The sequence below is a fragment of the Burkholderia sp. BCC1208 genome (assembly GCF_902833095.1).
GTDB lineage: Bacteria > Pseudomonadota > Gammaproteobacteria > Burkholderiales > Burkholderiaceae > Burkholderia.
This window is the reverse complement of sequence record NZ_CADFDY010000001.1, coordinates 594781-613143: the sequence shown is the minus strand read 5'-3', so window position 1 is coordinate 613143 and position 18363 is coordinate 594781. Positions and strand designations below refer to the sequence as shown.

13 protein-coding genes and 1 pseudogene are annotated in these 18363 nt (G+C 66.6%); 6 read left to right on the top strand and 8 right to left on the bottom strand.

Annotation, left to right across the window (positions count from 1 at the left end; all coding sequences use genetic code 11):
- Positions 1 to 15 precede the first annotated feature (15 nt).
- The 5 genes from HWX09_RS02730 to HWX09_RS02710 form a co-directional block, all read right to left on the bottom strand.
- Positions 16 to 2160 (bottom strand): membrane protein, encoded by a 2145-nt coding sequence (locus HWX09_RS02730; protein WP_027784126.1) that lies wholly within the window; start codon positions 2158 to 2160, stop codon positions 16 to 18.
- A gap of 334 nt (positions 2161 to 2494) precedes the next feature.
- A complete protein-coding gene (locus HWX09_RS02725; RefSeq protein ID WP_027784127.1) occupies positions 2495 to 3265 on the bottom strand; it encodes a hypothetical protein in 771 nt (256 codons plus the stop codon).
- 13 nt (positions 3266 to 3278) lie between these two features.
- Positions 3279 to 4292 carry a YaiO family outer membrane beta-barrel protein gene (locus HWX09_RS02720; RefSeq protein ID WP_027784128.1) on the bottom strand — a complete coding sequence of 338 codons (1014 nt, stop codon included), beginning with the start codon at positions 4290 to 4292 and terminating at the stop codon, positions 3279 to 3281.
- A gap of 10 nt (positions 4293 to 4302) precedes the next feature.
- A complete protein-coding gene (locus HWX09_RS02715; RefSeq protein ID WP_027784129.1) occupies positions 4303 to 5298 on the bottom strand; it encodes a polymer-forming cytoskeletal protein in 996 nt (331 codons plus the stop codon).
- A 3-nt stretch (positions 5299 to 5301) separates the two neighbouring features.
- Positions 5302 to 6855, bottom strand: a complete 1554-nt coding sequence (locus HWX09_RS02710; RefSeq protein ID WP_027784130.1) for a glycosyltransferase — start codon at positions 6853 to 6855, stop codon at positions 5302 to 5304.
- A gap of 1184 nt (positions 6856 to 8039) precedes the next feature.
- On the opposite strand from HWX09_RS02710, the gene wecB reads away from it, so the two are divergent.
- The 3 genes from wecB to HWX09_RS02695 all read left to right on the top strand — a co-directional run bounded on the left by wecB (position 8040) and on the right by HWX09_RS02695 (position 12417).
- A complete protein-coding gene (wecB, locus tag HWX09_RS02705) occupies positions 8040 to 9257 on the top strand; it encodes a UDP-N-acetylglucosamine 2-epimerase (non-hydrolyzing) (RefSeq protein WP_027784131.1) in 1218 nt (405 codons plus the stop codon).
- A 208-nt stretch (positions 9258 to 9465) separates the two neighbouring features.
- A complete protein-coding gene (locus HWX09_RS02700; protein WP_027784132.1) occupies positions 9466 to 11295 on the top strand; it encodes an acyl-CoA dehydrogenase in 1830 nt (609 codons plus the stop codon).
- Positions 11296 to 11436: 141 nt separating this feature from the next.
- Positions 11437 to 12417, top strand: coding sequence for an NADPH:quinone oxidoreductase family protein (locus tag HWX09_RS02695; RefSeq protein ID WP_027784133.1), 981 nt, complete (start codon positions 11437 to 11439; stop codon positions 12415 to 12417).
- A 158-nt stretch (positions 12418 to 12575) separates the two neighbouring features.
- Here HWX09_RS02695 and HWX09_RS02690 read toward each other — a convergent pair whose 3' ends face one another.
- Positions 12576 to 13112: a PadR family transcriptional regulator gene (locus tag HWX09_RS02690; RefSeq protein WP_027784134.1), complete on the bottom strand. Its 537-nt coding sequence runs from the start codon at positions 13110 to 13112 to the stop codon at positions 12576 to 12578.
- 152 nt (positions 13113 to 13264) lie between these two features.
- Between HWX09_RS02690 and HWX09_RS02685 the strand changes: the two genes are divergently transcribed.
- Together HWX09_RS02685 and HWX09_RS02680 are read left to right on the top strand one after the other, a co-directional pair.
- A complete protein-coding gene (locus HWX09_RS02685) occupies positions 13265 to 15289 on the top strand; it encodes an NADPH-dependent 2,4-dienoyl-CoA reductase (RefSeq protein ID WP_027784135.1) in 2025 nt (674 codons plus the stop codon).
- Between the two features lie 51 nt (positions 15290 to 15340).
- Complete coding sequence (locus HWX09_RS02680; protein WP_027784136.1) at positions 15341 to 15781, top strand: nuclear transport factor 2 family protein; 441 nt, start codon at positions 15341 to 15343, stop codon at positions 15779 to 15781.
- An 89-nt stretch (positions 15782 to 15870) separates the two neighbouring features.
- Here HWX09_RS02680 and HWX09_RS02675 read toward each other — a convergent pair.
- Positions 15871 to 16047: pseudogene (locus tag HWX09_RS02675) on the bottom strand (Dabb family protein); the annotation flags it as partial.
- 14 nt (positions 16048 to 16061) lie between these two features.
- Complete coding sequence (locus HWX09_RS02670) at positions 16062 to 16943, bottom strand: intradiol ring-cleavage dioxygenase (RefSeq protein ID WP_027784138.1); 882 nt, start codon at positions 16941 to 16943, stop codon at positions 16062 to 16064.
- A gap of 118 nt (positions 16944 to 17061) precedes the next feature.
- Here HWX09_RS02670 and HWX09_RS02665 point away from each other — a divergent pair, with 118 nt between their 5' ends.
- Positions 17062 to 17985, top strand: coding sequence for a LysR family transcriptional regulator (locus tag HWX09_RS02665; RefSeq protein ID WP_027784139.1), 924 nt, complete (start codon positions 17062 to 17064; stop codon positions 17983 to 17985).
- Positions 17986 to 18363 lie beyond the last annotated feature (378 nt).

Genomic DNA, 18363 nt, shown 5'->3' with positions numbered 1-18363 from the left:
TGTCGATGTCGCGGCTCAGTGCACCTTGGCGCTGGTGAACGTGAGACTGGTGCCGCCGTTCGCGGTTACGAGCCAGTACGTCGCATCGGTGATGACGACGCTGCCGTTGCCTTGCGTGATCGATGGCAGTGCGAAGCCCTTCTTCGGCAGCAGCCACGTCATGTTCGCGAGGCTGGTCGGGTGGCTGGCGGCGAATGTCCAGCCGCTGCCCGTGTCCGTGGCCGACCATGTGACGTTCAGGCGTGCGCGGTCGAAGATCGTGATGTCGCTCATCGTGTACCACTTGAACTGACCCGCGAGTTTCAGCATGTTGGCTTGCGTGAAGATCGCGGACAGCGTCGACGTGTAGGACGACGCGCCGAGCGGGTGCGCATAGATCAGCCGGCTCGTGCGGTTCGCGACGACGAAGTTCATCAGGGATGCGTACCAGTTGTTCACGTCGCTCGTCGGCACCGCGTACTGCTGGAACTCTTCGAATGTCGCGTACTTGCCGAACGGCATCACCGGGTATGCCCACAGGCCCGGGTTCAGCAGTGCGCCGTTGCGGTATGCGCGGGTCGGCGCCGAGCCGGTGTGGCCGGTGAAGTAGTAGCCGTTGAAGCCGTTGCTTTCGAGCCAGTTGACCGACCAGGTCGGCGTGTTGCCTTCCGGCGCCGCGTACTCGACATCGGGCAAGCCCGTCGCGGCCTGAACGGCCTGGTGGTTCATCACCAGGTACTGCGTGAACGTGCTCGCGTTCGTCTCGCTCGCATTCGCCCCCCAGTAGTCGTGAATCCAGCCGCCGTGGCTGCCGACGTGCTGGCCTTTGGTCAGGAAATACTTGACGAGATTCTGTGCGGTCGGGTTGTTGGCGAGGTTGATGCCGTTGCCGTCGCCGAATGTCGCTTCATCGGGGCCGGCCGTGATGACGAGCGAGAACGGCCCGTTGTTCCAGACGCCGAGGCTCTTCAGGTAAAGCGCCGGCTGGATCTGGTCGCCTGCGCAGAAGTGCCAGTTGAACACGAGCCCGGCGATCGCCTTCGGCAGCGGCGACAACGACGGAAGGTTCAGCATCTGCGTGCCGAAATAATGCAGATAGCCGTGAATCAGCATGCCGTCGGTCTGGCCGTCGAGATAGGCGAGCGGCAGGTTGACGAACAGCACGCCGCCGTTGCCGTAGGTGTTGTAGCCGGACACCAGCCCGAAGGTCGGCGAGGTCAGGATCGTCGTGCCGGTGTACGTGCCTTGCGTGACGAAGCTCGGATAGGTGAGGAAGCCGTAGACGTAGCCGGAGATGCCTTCGAGCGTATCGGTGCTGGTGGCCAGCGTCGACGCGAGCGTGTTGGCTTTCTTGCCGGTCGACGTGCTCAGGAGCGAGTTGGCGGTATACGTCGTGGTTTTCTTCAGCTTGCCGGTCACGGTGCCGGTCAGCTTCGGAAGCGTTTGGCTCAGCACGCCGCTGCCCGTGGATGGCGTCGTGTACTGGAACCATGCCCCGTGGTTGTAGTTGGCGAGGCCGCCCGGATTCGACGGGCTGGCGGCCAGAAACAGGGCGCTGCCCGACGTCGACGTCGAATTCGTCGAGGTGCCGGAGGTGCTCGTCGACGCGAGCGCAGTCGCGGTCGTGGTGGCCGACGAAGTCGTGGTCCACGCCATCGACTTGCCGGGAGGCACCTGGAGCGTGCGCAGCCAGCTGCTCATGCCGGTCACGTTGCCGAGGCCGATCATGTTGCCGCCGTATTGGTCATACAGCACATAGTCCACACCGACCATGCTGCTGAAGCGCGATTTCGGGCTGACGTAGAAACCGGCCGAATTCAGCACACCGAAATCGTAGACGAGCATCACCTTGCCGCCGTTCAGCGCATAGTTCTGGATCGCCGTCACGAGCGTATCGTCGGCCGTCGTATGCACCTGGTCGGGCAGGATCAGGCCCGGATACTGCGACAGCGATGCGCCGGCCGCCATGAACTGGCTGTCGGTCATCACCTTGATCTGCAGCCCTTCCTCCTGCGCACTGTCGAGCCATGCGGACACGCGCGAATCGGGCAGCGTCAGCGCGTCTGGCACCAACAGGAGAAGCTGGTTGGAGGCCGCCTGAACGCCGCCCGGACTGAATGCGAACGCGAGCGCGAACAGCGCGAACAGGATCCGCAAGAACTTGCCTGACTTTGCCAACATGGTGTGCTCCTCGCTCAAGGAATGGGGGCGTGCGGCAGCCGCGATACGCGTGCCGCCAGGTCGACCAATCCAGCCCCGTAGGTGTGTGCGGCTGTCCGGTTCGTCGGGTATCGAGCGGTGCGTGTCGACGGCGGCCGGATTGCGCAAATGCGCCGGTCTGACGCGCTGCGTTCGCCGATGAGAGGACTCGATGCGACGGTTTGAAAGAAGCGAACAACGTGCCATTGGCGCGGGAAGCCCGGTTCTGCGGGCTTCCTGCGATGCGGGTCGGGCGGCGCGTTCGAAAACACGACGGATTCGTTTCATCGCTGATACGGCGCGTTTGGACGCGCTATCAGCAGACGGAATCGCGATCGCGCGTCAGTGCGCCGGGCCAGCTTGCGCAGTAGGTATAGAGCGTGACCAGCAAGCCGATCAGCAGTGGCCCGCCGAGCAGGAAATAGCAGAACGGCAAGAACAGCAGCGAGCCGTGATGGATGATCGTCGCGTGCAGCAACATCACGAACGGCAGGGCGAACACGAAGTAGCCGAGCACCAGCAGCGACGCGCCGGCTTTCTGCGGCAGCGAGAAATCGAGCGGGTAGTACAGCGCGGCCATCACCAGCGGGATCAGCGCGATCGCCGCGCCGTGCAGCACGAACATGTCGCGCAGATGCAGTCGCGGGACATACGGGAACGTGCCGGGCGCGAGCCAGAAGTACGCGCAAATCAGCAGCTGGGTGAAGCTCGCGATACGTAACAGATATGCAACGGGCAGCCAGCGCGTCCGCCGGATGAAAGATGCGGCGAAGCCGATCGCACAGAGCGCGGCGGTGGCGGCCAGCAGCATGCCGCCCGGCATGCGGGCCGCGATGTCGATCGACAGCAGCGGCACGCGCGGTGCGTCGCTCGGATAGCCGATCACGATCACGTGCAGCGCAGGATCGATCTGCTGCGCGCCCCACGCCATGACCGTCCGCCAGTAGCGCCAGGCCAGCGGCAATCCGAACCACAGCGACGCGTACAGCGCGGGCGTCAGCAGCGCAATCGACGCAAGCCAGCGTTGCGGGTGCGCGTGGGTGCGCAGTGAACGATCGACGGGAGGACGGACGGGATGCGTGTGCATGGCGCCCGCCCGGTTACCAGCGATAGAAGACGCTGAGCTCGCCGCCGATTCGTGAGTAGTACGGGTTGTGGTAATAGTCGAATTCGAGTTGCGTGCCCCACTTGCGGGTGAACCAGTAGCGCCATTTCGCGGTGATCTCGTGGCTGCGGAAATCCGCGATCTGCGCGCCGGCCCCGGTGACCTGGTACGCTTCGCGGCCGACTCCGCCGCGCAGAACGATCACGCTCTTGCCGACTTCGCCGTAGGTGACGGCGCCGTAATAGGCGGGCGCCTTCACCGATCCGGGCGAATCGACCGTATAGTTGGCGCCCGCCTCGAAAATCCACTTCGGCAATGCATACCAGATCACGCCCGCGTGATAGAGCTGATCGCGGTGGCCGCTGCGGTTCCATGCGTAGCCGGCGCCGAGCGACACGATCAGCGAACGATCGGACAATAGCTTGCGGTTGAGCGACACGTCGACGCGCGCACTCGGCAGGATCGTGCCCGACGTGGTGCCGGAAAAGCCGATCCCGCCGAACCAGTCGGGGCCGAGGTCCTGCACGTAGGTCAGCGCGCCGAGTTGCGTGTTCTCGCCGAAGCGATGCAATTGCGCCAGTTCGCCGAGCACGGTGCGCCCGCCATCCTGATAGACGCCGCGCAGATGCACGCCGTACCAGTCGCCGTAGCCGTGCGTCAGATGTGCGCTCGAATAGCCGAGCGACAATTCGGTGTGCGATTCCTGCGGCGCTTGGACATGGGTGACGACTGCATCGGGCAGCGGCGGCCGGTTCGTATCCTCGGGCGTAAACTCGGCGAGTGCCATGCCGTCCGGCAGGCCTTCGGCGTCCACGCGCACGAACATCGATTCGTCGCGCAGCCGTGGCGTGATGACGGTCGCGGGGTCCGGAGGCTGCACGGCCGGCACGGCGGCGGCATCGTCCGGCTGCTCCGCCAGCGCCGCGGGCGCGCCGAAGGCGACGCCGCACAGCATCGCGAGGGTGGCAACCGGCACGCGCGGGCCGCGATGGCTGGGGCGATCGGACATGGGGCGCTCCTTAACGGGATGTGTGGAACCAGCCGCTGCGCCACGCAACGAGATCGCCATGCGCGCACGCGTGATTGACGACCGAGACGTCGCGCGCACACGCACTGACCGGATGTCCGGCGACGCCGATGCGCGCACCGGTCAGTCGCAGCAGGCCGCCGGCCGACACGACGCCGTCGACGCAGCTCGCGTTGGCGAGCAACACGTCGTCGCGCGCGAATACCGCGCCGTGCAGCAAGGCGTGACGTTCGAGTTCGACGCGATGCGCCTTGACGCTGCCGCGCAGCACGCAGCCTTCGCCGAGCACGAGCGTCCCTTCGACGATCAGGTTGCCTTGCACGACCGTGTGCGCGGGCAGGCGAACGTCGCACGGCAGCAGGTAACGACCGTGCAGGAAGCGATGCGGCAGCGACGCGAAGTGGCGGGTGAGCGAGATCGCGCGGCGCGGGGCGGCCGGTGTGTCCGCGGGGCGCGCGCCGGGCGGCGCGCCGAAGACGATCGGCTCGCCATAGAGGCACGCGAAGCCGCCGGCGCCGCGCAGGCGCACCGTGTCGCCGACCACGACGCCACGGATTACCGCGTCGTCGACGTCGATCAGCGGCGCATGCGCGAGCGTGCCGATCGTCGCGCCGGCGCGGATGTCGATGTGCTCGTCGGCGAACGCGTAGGCGGCGCGCGCGCCATCGTCGAGCGTGATCGCGCGATCGGCGTAGAGCACATCGTCGCGATGCGCGTCGCGTTCGACATGGATCGCGTCCGCATGCTGGACGGTCAGCCCGAGCGCTTGCCACGGCGGCGCGGCCGATGCATCCGCCGGCGGCGTGCCGGCCACGTGCGCGCGCAGTGCGTCGTGCCAGCGCGCGGCGAGCAGCGCCTGATCGACGAACGGCCCGTCGCCGATCGGCAGCGCCGCGACGTCGCTGCGCCGGATCATTTCATGCAGCATCGGCAGGAACGGCAGGGTGAGCACGCCGGCCACCGGCACCATCACATTGAAGGTCGTCATCGCTCATCGCTCCGGTTTCAATTGCCGGCGAAAACGCTCGGTCTTGTCCCATTTCAGTTCGCGGCGGAACGCGGCGTCGAGCGCGAGCCCCCAGAGTGCGGAGACGACCGCCGCAATCGTCACGCAAAAGCCGACGACGTTGACCGGCACGAGCCGCAGGCGCGTCGCGCGGCCGTCGAGCCGAGCGGCGACGACGATCTCGAAGAACACGCCGAAGTTGCCGAAGGTGCTGAACGAGAACAGCGCGAACAGCGACAGGAGCAGGCCGAGCGCGGTCGAGTTGACGCCGTTGAACAGGTAGAGTGCGAGCGCGGCGCTCCACGCCAGCGCGAGCAGCGCCGGCATCGCGAACACGCCGAGCAGCAGTGCGCCATCGAGCCGGCAGCGCCGCGAGATCAGCGGATTGCGCAGCACCGGGACCAGATAGCGCAGCATCGTCTGGTTGTGGCCCTTCGCCCAGCGTGTCAGCTGCCGCGCGCGGACGGCCCAGCGCTCCGGCACTTCCTCATAACATTCGGCGTGGTTCAGATAGACCGTGCGCCAGTCGCTCAGCAGCAGGCGGTAGGTCATGTCGGTATCTTCGGCGAGCGTGTCGTCGCACCAGCCGCCCACGGCGTCGAGCGCGCCCTTGCGGATGCCGCCGACCGTGCCGCCGTACTGCGGCACCAGGTTGAGATTGTTGCGGGCCTGCTGATTGACCTGGTAGCCGCCCGCGCGCTCGAGATCGAGCAGCCGCGCGAGCAGGTTGCTGTCGGCGTTCTGCGGCACGACGCGGCCCATCACCGCGCCGACCTCCGGATCGAAGAACGGCGCGACCAGCTCCTTCAGCAGCCCAGGGCGTGGCAGGTAGTCGGCGTCGAATACCACCATGATGTCGCCGCGGATGAAACGCAGCGCATCCTTCAGCGCGGCTGCCTTGCCCGGCTTGCCGGTCTCGCGGTGAAACGGATGGATCAGCTCGGGCGCGAGTGCCCGGACTTCGTCGATCAATGCGCGCGTGTTGTCGGTCGAGCGATCGTTGACCGGGATGATCGTCAGCCGGTCGCGCGGATAGGTCGTCGCCAGCAGCGCCGTCAGGCAATCGACGATGACGGTTTCCTCGTTATGCGCGGCGACGAACACCGTGAGCCGCGGCCAATCGCCGTGGGTCATCGTCCGGTAGGGCGCGTGCTGCGGCTTGAACAGTCGGTCGAGGCTGAATACGTAATGCCGTGCGGCATACGCGCACGTCAATAGCGTGAACAGCCACAGGTACGCGACGCACGGCATCAGCAGCGCCTCGGGATCGAACGTGATGCCAGGCGTGGCGGCGGGCGGCAGCTCGAGCGACGCATCGGGATCGGGCGAGGCCTGTGCGGCGAGCGAGAGCGTCGCGCTGTCGAGCGCGATGCGCTCCATCGCGATCCCGGCGGTTGCGACGTTCGTGGCGGACACGCCGAACCGGGCCGGCTCGGCGATCGCCCGCGATGCGGTGTCGCGCACGATCAGCGAGCAGGCAAGCACGATCAGCAGCAGGATGCCTTGCTCGCAGAGTGACGCCATCCGCGTTTGCTTCATGTCCTGGTCCCCGTGCCCGCAACGACGACCGATGAGAGCCGAAGACGCTCCGTGGATCGTGCGGATGTCAATGGGAAGCGGTGGCGCGTTCGTCGCATAGGGGCGGTCATCGGTTGCCCCGGACGGATGCGTCGCGTCGCTTCCCGGCTTCGTTGCTTTGTCGCCCCTTTCGTCTGCTGCCATGCCAGTGCTTCGGGACGCACCTGTCCGACATCAAGCAAGGCGTGAGCCATCTGCCGCGATGCCCCGCGCAGCAAGGGGCCGCGCAGGGGGAGCGGATGCGACGGGCGTGCGGTCGACGCGTTTTGATTCACTGACGAATCAGCGTGCGGGCGCCGCATTCGACCCTATGCGGTCGGTCGCACGCAGCGAGCAGATCGCGCGGCGACCCGGGTCGTCCAACCCGCCGAGGTCGCGTTGCCGGGGTGCGGCTCGGCATAACTGGCCGTCGTGTGTCGTTCGTGGTGTGTGCATCGGTCCAGCGATTGAAACGGGCACCGCCGTCACATGAGACAACTAGACCGGACTCCGATGTATTTGACGGTTTCGGCTCCGCGTTACACAAGCGCAACATTTCCCACACCCGCGATTCGTGTGACGCAAGCACTGTCGGATGGCGGGGAAATCCCGCGCGCGCGACGGTGACCGACACGCGAGTGCGCGCCACGCACTGCACAGACGAAAGTGGCGAATCGAGGCGACGCAAAGCGCATCGAAAGGGACACGCGATTTGCGTCGTCATCGGCGCTCGACACGCATGCGCGATTCATCGGACGACGTCGTCAGACGGATCGCGCGAGCGTACGGCTGTTTCTCGTTGTCGCGTCGATCCGGCGCTGCGAGCGTCCGTAGCAGTTGTGAAACATTCCGTCACGCGCCGTTTGCACGCGCCTGCCGTGGAGCGAAGCGGGCCGGGATGCAGGCCGGTTGGTTTGAATATTGCTGTAGTGGAAGGACGACGCTCGACACAGCGAGGAACGCTCATGACGTGAATGATTCAGTGCAACGGGACGCCGGTAGTACGACGATTCGCGCGGCCCGGACCGCGCGGACGAGGCAGCACGCTCGCCCCGCCACACCGCCGCGTGTCGATCGCGCGCGAGTACGGGATGCGCCGCCCGAATACATGCTTCGCGCCACGTGCAGGATCGCCGGGCACGAAGCGGCTAAAAACGAGGATAACGATGAAGAAGATCTTGCTTGTGTTCGGGACTCGGCCGGAAGCCATCAAGATGGCACCGCTGGTGCGCGCGTTGAAGGCGCACGCGGATGTCGACGCCCGGGTATGCGTGACCGCGCAGCATCGGGAAATGCTCGACCAGGTGCTGACGCTGTTCGACATCAAGCCCGACTACGATCTGAACCTGATGCGGCAAGGCCAGACGCTGACCGACGTGACGACCGGCATTCTTCAGGCGATCGGCAAGGTCTTCGACGAATTCCGGCCGGACGTCGTGCTGGTGCACGGCGATACGACGACCACGCTCGCGGTGAGCCTTGCGGCGTTCTATCGCTATCTGCCGGTCGGTCACGTGGAGGCCGGCTTGCGCAGCGGCGACATCTGGTCTCCGTGGCCGGAGGAACTGAATCGCCGCGTGACCGATGCGGTGTCGTCGTGGCATTTCGCGCCGACCGGGCAGGCACGCGACAACCTGCTGAGCGAGGGCGTGCCGGGCGGGGCGGTCTCGCTGACCGGCAATACCGTGATCGATGCGTTGCACGAGGTCAAGCGCATGCTGGATCGCACCGCCGCGCTGTCGGACAAGATCGCCGCGTACTTCCCGTTTCTCGAACCGTCGCGGCGCGTCGTGCTGATCACCGGCCACCGCCGGGAAAGTTTCGGCGAACCGTTCCGGCATTTCTGCGACGCGCTGTGCACGCTGGCGAGCCGCTATCGCGATGCGCAGTTCGTCTATCCGCTGCACCTGAACCCGAACGTGCGGGAGCCGGCGCGCGCGCGTCTCGGCGATATCCCCAACATTTACCTGATCGAGCCGCAGGAATATCTTTCGTTCGTATTCCTGATGTCGCGTGCGCATTTCATCATCACGGATTCGGGCGGCATCCAGGAAGAAGGGCCGGCGCTCGGCAAGCCGGTGCTCGTCACGCGCGAGACGACCGAGCGGCCCGAAGCGATTCAGGCCGGCACCGCGCGGCTCGTCGGTACCGATCAGGACAGGATCGTCTGGGAGGCGTCGCGGCTGTTCGACAGCGAGAGCGCGTACGAGGAAATGTCGCGGGCGAGCAATCCGTACGGCGACGGCCATGCGAGCGAGCGGATCGTTCACGCGCTGATGCGTACGCCCGGGGTGCCCGCGAAGACGACGAGTTTCTCGATGGGTGCCGCGGAGATGTCGTTCAACGCGCTCACGCTCGGGTTGCAGGCGTTGCGGTCGCCGTGAGGCGGATCGCGCGGTAGTTCGCTCCCGCGCGTTCGGCGTCGACGTCAGGCATCCGGTCCGGCCGCAAGGTCGGCCGGATGCTTGCGCATGTACGACCCCGATGTTCGCCGTTGTCGGTTGCGAACGACCGTGCTAAATTCCTGCCAGCACTTGCAGTCACGCAACCCTTCATTCGGCTGACACGGCCGGCACCCCGGGAGACGGCACGATGAGCCTGTTGATGTCGCGACGCGATCTCGCGTTCCTGCTGTATGACTGGCTCGACGCCGAAGCGCTCGCCGCGCTGCCGCGCTACGCGGAGCACGGTCGCGAGACCTTCGACGCGGTGCTCGACACCAGCGAGCGGATTGCCGAAGAGCTGTTCGCGCCGCACGCGGCGCGCGGCGACCGCGAGGAGCCGCGATTCGACGGCGAACGCGTGACGCTGATCCCGGAGGTGGAACCGGCCGTGCGCGCGTTCGCGGACGCCGGGCTGATCGCTGCGGGGCACGACGAAGCGCTCGGCGGCATGCGCTTGCCGAAACTGGTCGAAGCCGCGTCGTTCCTGTTCTTCCAGGCCGCGAACATCGCGACGGCCGCGTACCCGTTCCTGACCGTCGCCAATGCGAACCTGCTCGTCGCGCACGGCAGCGCCGCTCAGATCGACACGTTCGCCCGCCCGGAGCTGGAAGGGCGTTTCCTCGGCACGATGTGCCTATCCGAACCGCAAGCCGGTTCGTCGCTGTCCGACATCGCGACGCGCGCCGATTTCGATGGCGATTCGCCGCTCGGCGCGCGCTACCGGCTGACCGGCAACAAGATGTGGATTTCCGGCGGCGAGCACGAGCTGGCGGAGAACATCGTCCACCTCGTGCTCGCGAAGATTCCCGACGAACACGGCCGGCTGCAACCCGGCACGCGCGGCATCTCGCTGTTCATCGTCCCGAAGTTCCTGACCGGCGCCGATGCCGACGCGAACGGCGAGCACAACGACGTCGTGCTCGCCGGGCTGAACCACAAGATGGGCTATCGCGGCACGACCAACTGCCTGCTGAATTTCGGCGAAGGGACGCGTTATCGGCCGCAAGGGCGTGCGGGTGCGATCGGCTACCTGGTCGGCCAGCCGAATCACGGGCTGGCATACATGTTCCACATGATGAACGAAGCGCGCATCGGCGTCGGCGCGGGCGCGGTGGCGCTCGGCTATGCCGGCTATCTGCACGCGCTCGACTACGCGCGCAACCGTCCGCAAGGGCGCCCGCTCGGGCCGGCCGGCAAGGATGCGGCCGCGCCGCAGGCGCCGATCGTCGACCATCCGGACGTGCGGCGCATGCTGCTCGCGCAGAAGGCTTATGTCGAAGGCGGTCTCGCGCTGATCCTGTATTGCGCGAAGCAGGTCGACGAAGCGCGCGCGCACGACGATGCCGCGATACGCGCCGATGCCGCGCGCCTGCTCGACATCCTGACGCCGATCGCGAAGAGCTGGCCGTCGCAGTGGTGTCTTGCCGCGAACGATCTCGCGATCCAGGTACACGGCGGTTATGGCTACACGCGCGACTACGCGGTCGAACGGCTCTATCGCGACAATCGCCTGAATCCGATTCACGAAGGCACGCACGGCATCCAGGCGCTCGACCTGCTGGGCCGCAAGGTTGGCCAGGACGATGGCGCGTCGCTGCGCGCGCTCGATGCGCGGATCGATGCGACCGTCGAGCGTGCACGGGCGCTGGATGCCGGCATGCGCGAGCAAGCCGATGCATTGGCGCGGCGTTGGGCGCGGCTGTGCGACGTGACACGCCAGTTGAGCGCGATCGGCGATCCGCGGACGCGGCTGGCGAACGCGAGCGTGTATCTCGAAGCGTTCGGTCATCTCGTCGTCGCATGGCTGTGGCTCGACGTGACGCTCGCGGCGCACGGGCACGACGGAGATTTCCACGACGGCAAGCGTGCGGCGGCCCGTTACTTTTTCCGCTGGGAACTGCCGAAGGTGGATGCGCAGCTCGACCTGCTGTCGAGCATCGACACGACGACGCTCGACATGCGCGACGCGTGGTTCTGAACGTGACTTCGACGATATTCCGGAATACAGACGATCTTGCCGATGCCGATGGCCATCGCATACGCGTCGCGAACCGGCCGCGCGGGGTATCCCGTACACCGTATCGATGCGCGGCCATGCCGCGCAAGGAGAGAGAAGCGCATGAAAGCCCTGTTGTGTACCGCATTCGGCCCGATCGATCGCCTGCGCATCGAGGATGTCGCGATTCCTGAACCGGCTGCCGGGCAGGTCCGGGTCCAGGTGAAGGCGGCGTCGCTCAATTTCCCCGACGCGCTGATCGTCCAGGGTCTGTATCAGGTGAAACCGGCGCTGCCGTTTTCGCCGGGCGCCGAGTTTGCCGGCGTGATCGACGCGGTCGGCGAGGGCGTCACCGCGTGGCGCCCCGGCGATTCGGTGATGGCGTTTACCGGGCACGGCGGGTTCGCGCAGCAGTGCGTGGCCGATGCGCACCAGCTCGCCGCGCTGCCGCCGGGGATGACGTTCGAGCAGGGCGCGGCGCTCGTGCTTGCCTACGGCACGTCGCTGCACGCGCTGCAGCAGCGCGCGCGCCTGCAGGTGGGCGAGACGCTGCTCGTGCTGGGCGCGGCCGGCGGCGTCGGGATCGCCGCGATCGAGATCGCGAAAGCGCTCGGCGCGCGCGTGATCGCGGCAGCGTCGAGCGCGGACAAGCTCGCGCTGTGCCGTGAAGCGGGCGCCGACGAGACGATCGACTATGCGACCGAAGACCTGCGCCGCCGCGTCGACGAACTGACCGGCGGGCGCGGCGCCGACGTCGTCTACGATCCGGTGGGCGGCGCAAGCAGCGAAGCGGCGCTGCGTGCGACCGCGTGGCGCGGCCGGTTTCTCGTGGTCGGCTTCGCGGCCGGCGAGATCCCGAAGATCGCGTTGAACCTTGCGCTGCTGAAGGAGCGCGACATTCTCGGCGTGTTCTGGGGCGACGCGGTGCGGCGCGATCCGGCGCAGCATGCCGCGAACATGCGGACGCTCGCCGAATGGTTCGCGGCCGGCAAGGTTCGGCCCGCGATCACCGAGCGCGTGCCGCTGGCCGGCGCGGCCGACGCGATCGCGCGGATGGCGAACCGGCAGGTGAAGGGCAAGGTGGTGATTTTTCCGGACGCGTGATCCGGTTTCGGCGCGCGGCGGGTTCAACGCAAGCCGCGCGGTGGTGCTTCAAGAAAGCGGCACGGCGCGACCGTTGTAAAGGCGTGGCGATCCGGTAGCCCGGGCGCACGATGCCGGGCGGTGCTGAAACGAACGCCGCCGGTCCTGCGTCGATGCCTTCAGTCCTTCGGCAGACGCAGCGTATCGAGCGCATGCTGCGAAAACTCGACCCAGAACCGCTCGTTCGCGATGCCGGCCTGCAGCACCAGATGCTGCAGGCGCTTCGTGCGTGAATCGTCGGCCGTCGAAAAATCGCGCGCCTCGATCTGCAGATACACGTCCAGCTTTTCCTGATGCAATGCGATGCGCCGCCGGATCTCGTCCTCGAGGCCGGCCGGCCCGAGCACGGCTTCCGCGCGCAGGCGCACCATCAACGCCTCGCGCAGCGGTGTCGGATCTTCCGGTTCGGCGATCCAGCGTCGCAATTCCTTCTTGCCGGCCGGCAAGATCCGGTACGCGCGCTTGCGGCCGCGGCCGGACTCGGCGGGCAGCGATTCGATCCAGCCCGTTTCCTCGAGACGCCCGAGTTCGCGATAGATCTGCTGGTGCGTCGCCTGCCAGAAATAGCCGATCGAGCGGTCGAAGCGGTCGGCGAGCTCGGACCCCGAACCGGGGCGTTCGGCGAGAGCGGTGAGAAGCGCGTGAGGCAGGGACATGTCGGATCGAAGGAGGCGGCGCAATGAACCGCATCTTGCCATATCGGGGCCGTAGCACAAACGACGAAAACATGTTTCTGCAACATGTTGCATAAACGAGGTCGACGGGCTACCATCCGTGCAACTTGTTGCATAAAAAATGGAGACGCCCGATGACATCCCGTTATCCGCATTTGACGACCCCGCTCGAACTCGGCTTCACGTCGCTCAGGAACCGCGTGTTGATGGGGTCGATGCATGTCGGCCTCGAGGAAGCGCCGAACGGCTTCGAGCGGATGGCTGCGTTCTATGCGGAGCGTGCGCGAGGCGAGGCCGGCCTGATCGTCACGGGCGGCTTCGCGCCGAACGAGCGCGGCCGTCCGGCACCGGGCGGCGCGATGTTGACTACCGAAGCGGAAGCCGAACGTCATCGCGTCGTGACGCGTGCGGTGCATGCGGAGGGCGGCAGGATCGCGTTGCAGATCCTGCATTTCGGACGCTATGCGTATCACCCGACGCTTGCGGCGCCGAGCGCGCTGAAGGCGCCGATCAACCCGTTCACGCCGCATGCGCTGAGCAGCGACGAGGTCGACGAGACGATCGCCGATTTCGTGCGGTGCGCGGCGCTCGCGCAGTACGCGGGCTACGACGGGGTCGAGATCATGGGCTCCGAAGGCTATCTGATCAACGAATTCATCGCCGCGCGCACGAACCATCGCGACGATGCGTGGGGCGGCGCGTACGACAACCGCATCCGCTTCGCGGTCGAGATCGTGCGGCGCGTGCGCGAGCGCGTCGGCGCGAACTTCATCGTCATCTACCGGCTGTCGATGCTCGATCTCGTCGAAGGCGGCTCGACGCTCGACGAGGTGATCCGGCTCGCGCAGGCGATCGAGGCGGCCGGCGCGACGATCCTCAATACCGGCATCGGCTGGCACGAGGCACGCATCCCGACCATCGCGACCAAGGTGCCGCGCGCCGCATACGCCTGGGTGACGCGGCAACTGATGGGCAAGGTCGGCATTCCGCTCGTCGCGACCAACCGGATCAATACGCCGGAAGTCGCCGAGCAACTGCTCGTCGACGGCTATTGCGACATGGTGTCGATGGCGAGACCGTTCCTCGCCGATGCCGAGTTCGTCCGCAAGGCGCGGGAAGGGCGCGCGGACGAAATCAACACGTGCATCGGCTGCAACCAGGCGTGCCTCGACCATACGTTCAGCGGCAGGATCACGTCGTGCCTCGTGAATCCGCGTGCGTGCCATGAAACCGAGCTCGTGATCCAACCCACGCCGCGACGCAAGCGGATCGCGGTGGTCGGCGCCGGGCCGGCGGGCCTCGGCTTCGCGGTCACGGCGGCCGAGCGCGGTCACGCGGTCACGCTGTACGAAGCCGGCGCCGAGATCGGCGGCCAGTTCAACATCGCGAAGAAGGTGCCCGGCAAGGAGGAGTTCAACGAAACGCTGCGCTATTTCCGCCGGCAGATCGAACTGCGCGGCATCGCGCTGCACGTCGATACGCGTGCGACCGCCGAGATGCTGTTGCAGGGCGAATTCGACGAAGTGGTGATCGCGACGGGCATCGTGCCGCGCACGCCGCCGATCGACGGCATCGGGCATCCGAAAGCGCTCGGCTATCTCGACGTGCTGCGCGACGACAAGGCCGTCGGCCGCCGCGTCGCGATCGTCGGCGCGGGCGGCATCGGTTTCGACGTCGCCGAGTATCTCGTTCGTCGCGACGGCGCCGAGCGTGTCGATGCGGATCGGTTCTTCAGCGAATGGGGCGTCGACCGATCGTATGCGAATGCCGGCGGGCTCGGCCGCGCGCGGCCCGAACCGGCGGCGCGGCACGTGGATCTGCTGCAACGCAAGGCGTCGAAGGTCGGCGACGGGCTCGGCAAGACCACCGGATGGATTCACCGCACGGCGCTGAAGGCGCGCGGCGTCGGGATGTCGTCGGCGGTCACGTACCGGCGCATCGACGACGACGGCTTGCACGTGACGATCGACGGCGTCGAGCAGACGCTGCCGGTGGACAACGTGGTGATCTGCGCGGGGCAGGAGCCGTCGCGCGAGCTGGCGGAGCAACTGCAGGCCGCCGGATGCCGCGTGCATCTGATCGGCGGTGCATACGAGGCCGCCGAACTCGATGCGAAGCGCGCGATTCACCAGGGCACGACGCTGGCCGCGACCCTTTGATACCGATTCGTTTCCGTTCCGTTCCGTTCAACAACGATGCTGGAGACTTCGATGACACATTCCCCGCTGCCTCTTCATCCCGCTGTCGCGAAATCGCTCGATGCATGGCATGAGATGGTCGAGCGCAAGGATTTCGGCGCGCTGGAATCGATCGTCCATCCGGACGCCGTGTTCCGTTCGCCGATGGCGTTCAAGCCGTACGGGCCGGCGCCCGCGCTGCTGATGGCGCTGCGCACGGTGATCACGATTCTCGAGAATTTCACGTATCACCGCCAGTTCGTGACCGACGACGGCAAGAGCGTCGTGCTGGAGTTCGGCGCGACCGTCGATGACAAGGCGCTGAAGGGGATCGACATGATCCGCTTCGACGACGACGGTCGGATCGTCGAGTTCGAGGTCATGATCCGGCCGTTCAATGCACTGCAGGCGCTCGGCGCGGAAATGGGCGCGCGGCTCGGGCAGCAGTTGCCGGCGTTCAAGACTGGCGGTTGAGCGGCGCGGCGGTTGCCGCGTGACCCGGTCAGTGCGTCGCGTACGTGTGCGTGTTCGGGTTGCGTCGCATGGCCGTCGAGCGCTTTGCGCGACTCGAAGCTGGCGACGAGGATCAGGTCGCACGCGCAATCGGTCGCGCTGAAATCCGCGCCGACCTCGAGTTGCGTCATGCCCGGAATCCGGCCGCGCGGGCTTTCGAAAACCTTCTTGACACCGGCGCACGCTTTCGCGCGCTCGCGATCGGTTGCGCCTGCAACCTTCCCCATCACGACGTGCCGGATCACACGGCCCGCTGCGCGCGATTCAGCACGAAGTCGTAGTCGAGCGTGTAGAACGGCGTGTCCATCCGCGAACCGTCGGGCGCGATGCCGGGCGCATGCCGGACCCAGTCGGCGACGAGCGTCGAACGCACGCCGAAGACCGCATCGGAGTCGAGGTAGCGGTCGCCGTCGCGGAACACGTGCGTGATCAGCGTTTCGTAGCCGGGCGCTTCGATCATGAAATGCAGGTGGGCGGGGCGCCACGGATGCCGGCCGAGCGCATCGAGCATCGCGCCGACGGGGCCGTCGTGCGGAATCGGATACGGCTCGGCGAGGATCGAGCGGAACGCATAGCGGCCGTCGGCGTCGCTGCGCAGCCGGCCGCGCGCGCGATGCGTGACCGAACCGTCGTCGTCCGGCAACTGCACGTCGTAGTGGCCGTCCTCGTCGGCTTGCCACACTTCCAGCGACGCATGCGCGACCGGCGTACCGTCGATGCCGCGTACATGGCCCGACACGAAGCACGGCTCGCCGCATGCGCCGTTCGCGATGTCGTCGAACATCCCGAATTCGGGGCTGCCGTCGACGTAGAACGGCCCGAACACGGTCGCCTCCGTGCAACCGGCCGGCTTTCCATGGTTCTGCGCGGTCACGAGCGTCGACAGCCCGAGCACGTCGGACAGCAGGATGAATTCCTGGCGCTTGTCGTCGGTGATGTGGCCGACGGCCGTCAGGAAGCCGATCGCGGCTTGCCACTCGGCCTCGGTGAGCTTCGTTTCGCGGGCGAACGAATGCAGGTGTTGGACAAGGCTCGTCATCACGGCGTGCAACCGCTCGTCGCGGCAGCCGGAGAGCGACGCGATCACGGCCTGCGTGATGGTGTCTTCGTCGAGATTGCGCATGGGGGGTGTCTCCTGATGTCGTTCGATGGCGCGTTGACGTAACATTAATTCCTCCTCGAATCGTAAAAAAGTAGGTTTGGAGGAGTTTTGTTCTCCGCCAGGTGGAAGAATCGAACGCATGGACAAGTGGGCGCAGATCGAGTTTTTCGTACAGGTGGCGGAACTCGGCAGCCTGTCGAAGGCCGCCGAGCGGCTCGGCATGTCGAGCGCGGCGGCGAGCCGCTGCCTGAACGCGCTGGAAGAGCGGCTGGGCGCGCGGCTCGTCGAGCGGACCACGCGCCGGCTGTGGCTGACCGACGCCGGACACGAGTACCACCGGCGTTGCGTCGCGATCCTGACGGAGCTGTCGGAAGCCGACGCGGCCGTCAACGAAGCGAGCGTCAATCCGGCCGGCACGCTGCGCGTGACCGCGTCGGTGTCGTTCGCATCGATCTACATCGCGCCCGCATTGCCCGAGTTTCATCGGCGCTACCCGAACCTGAACGTGCAGATCGTCGCGGCGAACCGCTACCCGGATTTCATCGAGGCCGGCATCGACGTGGCGATCCGCACGCGCGAACACGAAGCGGATTCGGGCATCACCGTGCGCAAGCTCGCCGAGACGCGGCGCGTGCTGGCTGCGTCGCCCGGGTATCTGGCGAAGCACGGCACACCGACCACGCCCGACGTGCTGGGCGATCACCGGCTGCTGGTCTACAACCTCGCGAACGACCCGTACGTGCTGCATTTCCGCCACGGGGCGAAGAAGCAGTCGGTCACGATCAAGAGCGTGCTCGATGCGAACGAAGGGCAGGTGATCCGCGCCGCGGCGCTCGCGGGGCTCGGCATCCTGATCCAGCCGCTTTACATCGTTCACGACGATATCGTCGCGGGGAAGCTGGTGCCGGTGCTGACCGACTGGCAACTGCCGGCGCTCACCGTCAACATCGCGTACCAGAGCCGACGACACCAGCCGGCGAAGATCCGCGTCTTCACCGAGTTCCTGATCGAGCGTTTCGAGCGGCTCGGGCTCGCGCGCAAATGGAAGGAGGTCGGCCGCTGAGTAACGGCCGGCGCTGCGTCGTCGCGCATTTCCCCGTGTAACGGAGAACCGTTCCTGAAGCCGTTCACGAACGATACGCAGGACGGCGTGACGGTCGGAGCAGGCGGCTTTGGCGGGCAAACGGTCGTGATCGGTCGCGCAGTTGCGCGACATGTGGGGGCTGGCGTCGGGCGCGGTCATGAGGTACCGGCACGCATTCGCGGTGCGCAACCGGCCGCAGGGCGACTAGCTGGGGTGGGGGTGCAGTTCTGTTTCCGGGTATGGATGCGCGGGGCGAGAACCAACCCAAGCTGTCAAAACCCTGACGGATTAAATTGATATATTGTATCATCTGACGTTTTCGTCGCCGGCCGGCCGGGGTGCCTGGGTCGGCCGCGT

Bases quoted from the DNA above. Each gene is read 5' to 3' on its own strand.
- HWX09_RS02730 (WP_027784126.1), bottom strand. From the start codon at position 2,160: ATGTTGGCAAAGTCAGGCAAGTTCTTGCGGATCCTGTTCGCGCTGTTC.
- HWX09_RS02725 (WP_027784127.1), bottom strand. From the start codon at position 3,265: ATGCACACGCATCCCGTCCGTCCTCCCGTCGATCGTTCACTGCGCACC.
- HWX09_RS02720 (WP_027784128.1), bottom strand. From the start codon at position 4,292: ATGTCCGATCGCCCCAGCCATCGCGGCCCGCGCGTGCCGGTTGCCACC.
- HWX09_RS02715 (WP_027784129.1), bottom strand. From the start codon at position 5,298: ATGACGACCTTCAATGTGATGGTGCCGGTGGCCGGCGTGCTCACCCTG.
- HWX09_RS02710 (WP_027784130.1), bottom strand. From the start codon at position 6,855: ATGAAGCAAACGCGGATGGCGTCACTCTGCGAGCAAGGCATCCTGCTG.
- wecB (WP_027784131.1), top strand. From the start codon at position 8,040: ATGAAGAAGATCTTGCTTGTGTTCGGGACTCGGCCGGAAGCCATCAAG.
- HWX09_RS02700 (WP_027784132.1), top strand. From the start codon at position 9,466: ATGAGCCTGTTGATGTCGCGACGCGATCTCGCGTTCCTGCTGTATGAC.
- HWX09_RS02695 (WP_027784133.1), top strand. From the start codon at position 11,437: ATGAAAGCCCTGTTGTGTACCGCATTCGGCCCGATCGATCGCCTGCGC.
- HWX09_RS02690 (WP_027784134.1), bottom strand. From the start codon at position 13,112: ATGTCCCTGCCTCACGCGCTTCTCACCGCTCTCGCCGAACGCCCCGGT.
- HWX09_RS02685 (WP_027784135.1), top strand. From the start codon at position 13,265: ATGACATCCCGTTATCCGCATTTGACGACCCCGCTCGAACTCGGCTTC.
- HWX09_RS02680 (WP_027784136.1), top strand. From the start codon at position 15,341: ATGACACATTCCCCGCTGCCTCTTCATCCCGCTGTCGCGAAATCGCTC.
- HWX09_RS02670 (WP_027784138.1), bottom strand. From the start codon at position 16,943: ATGCGCAATCTCGACGAAGACACCATCACGCAGGCCGTGATCGCGTCG.
- HWX09_RS02665 (WP_027784139.1), top strand. From the start codon at position 17,062: ATGGACAAGTGGGCGCAGATCGAGTTTTTCGTACAGGTGGCGGAACTC.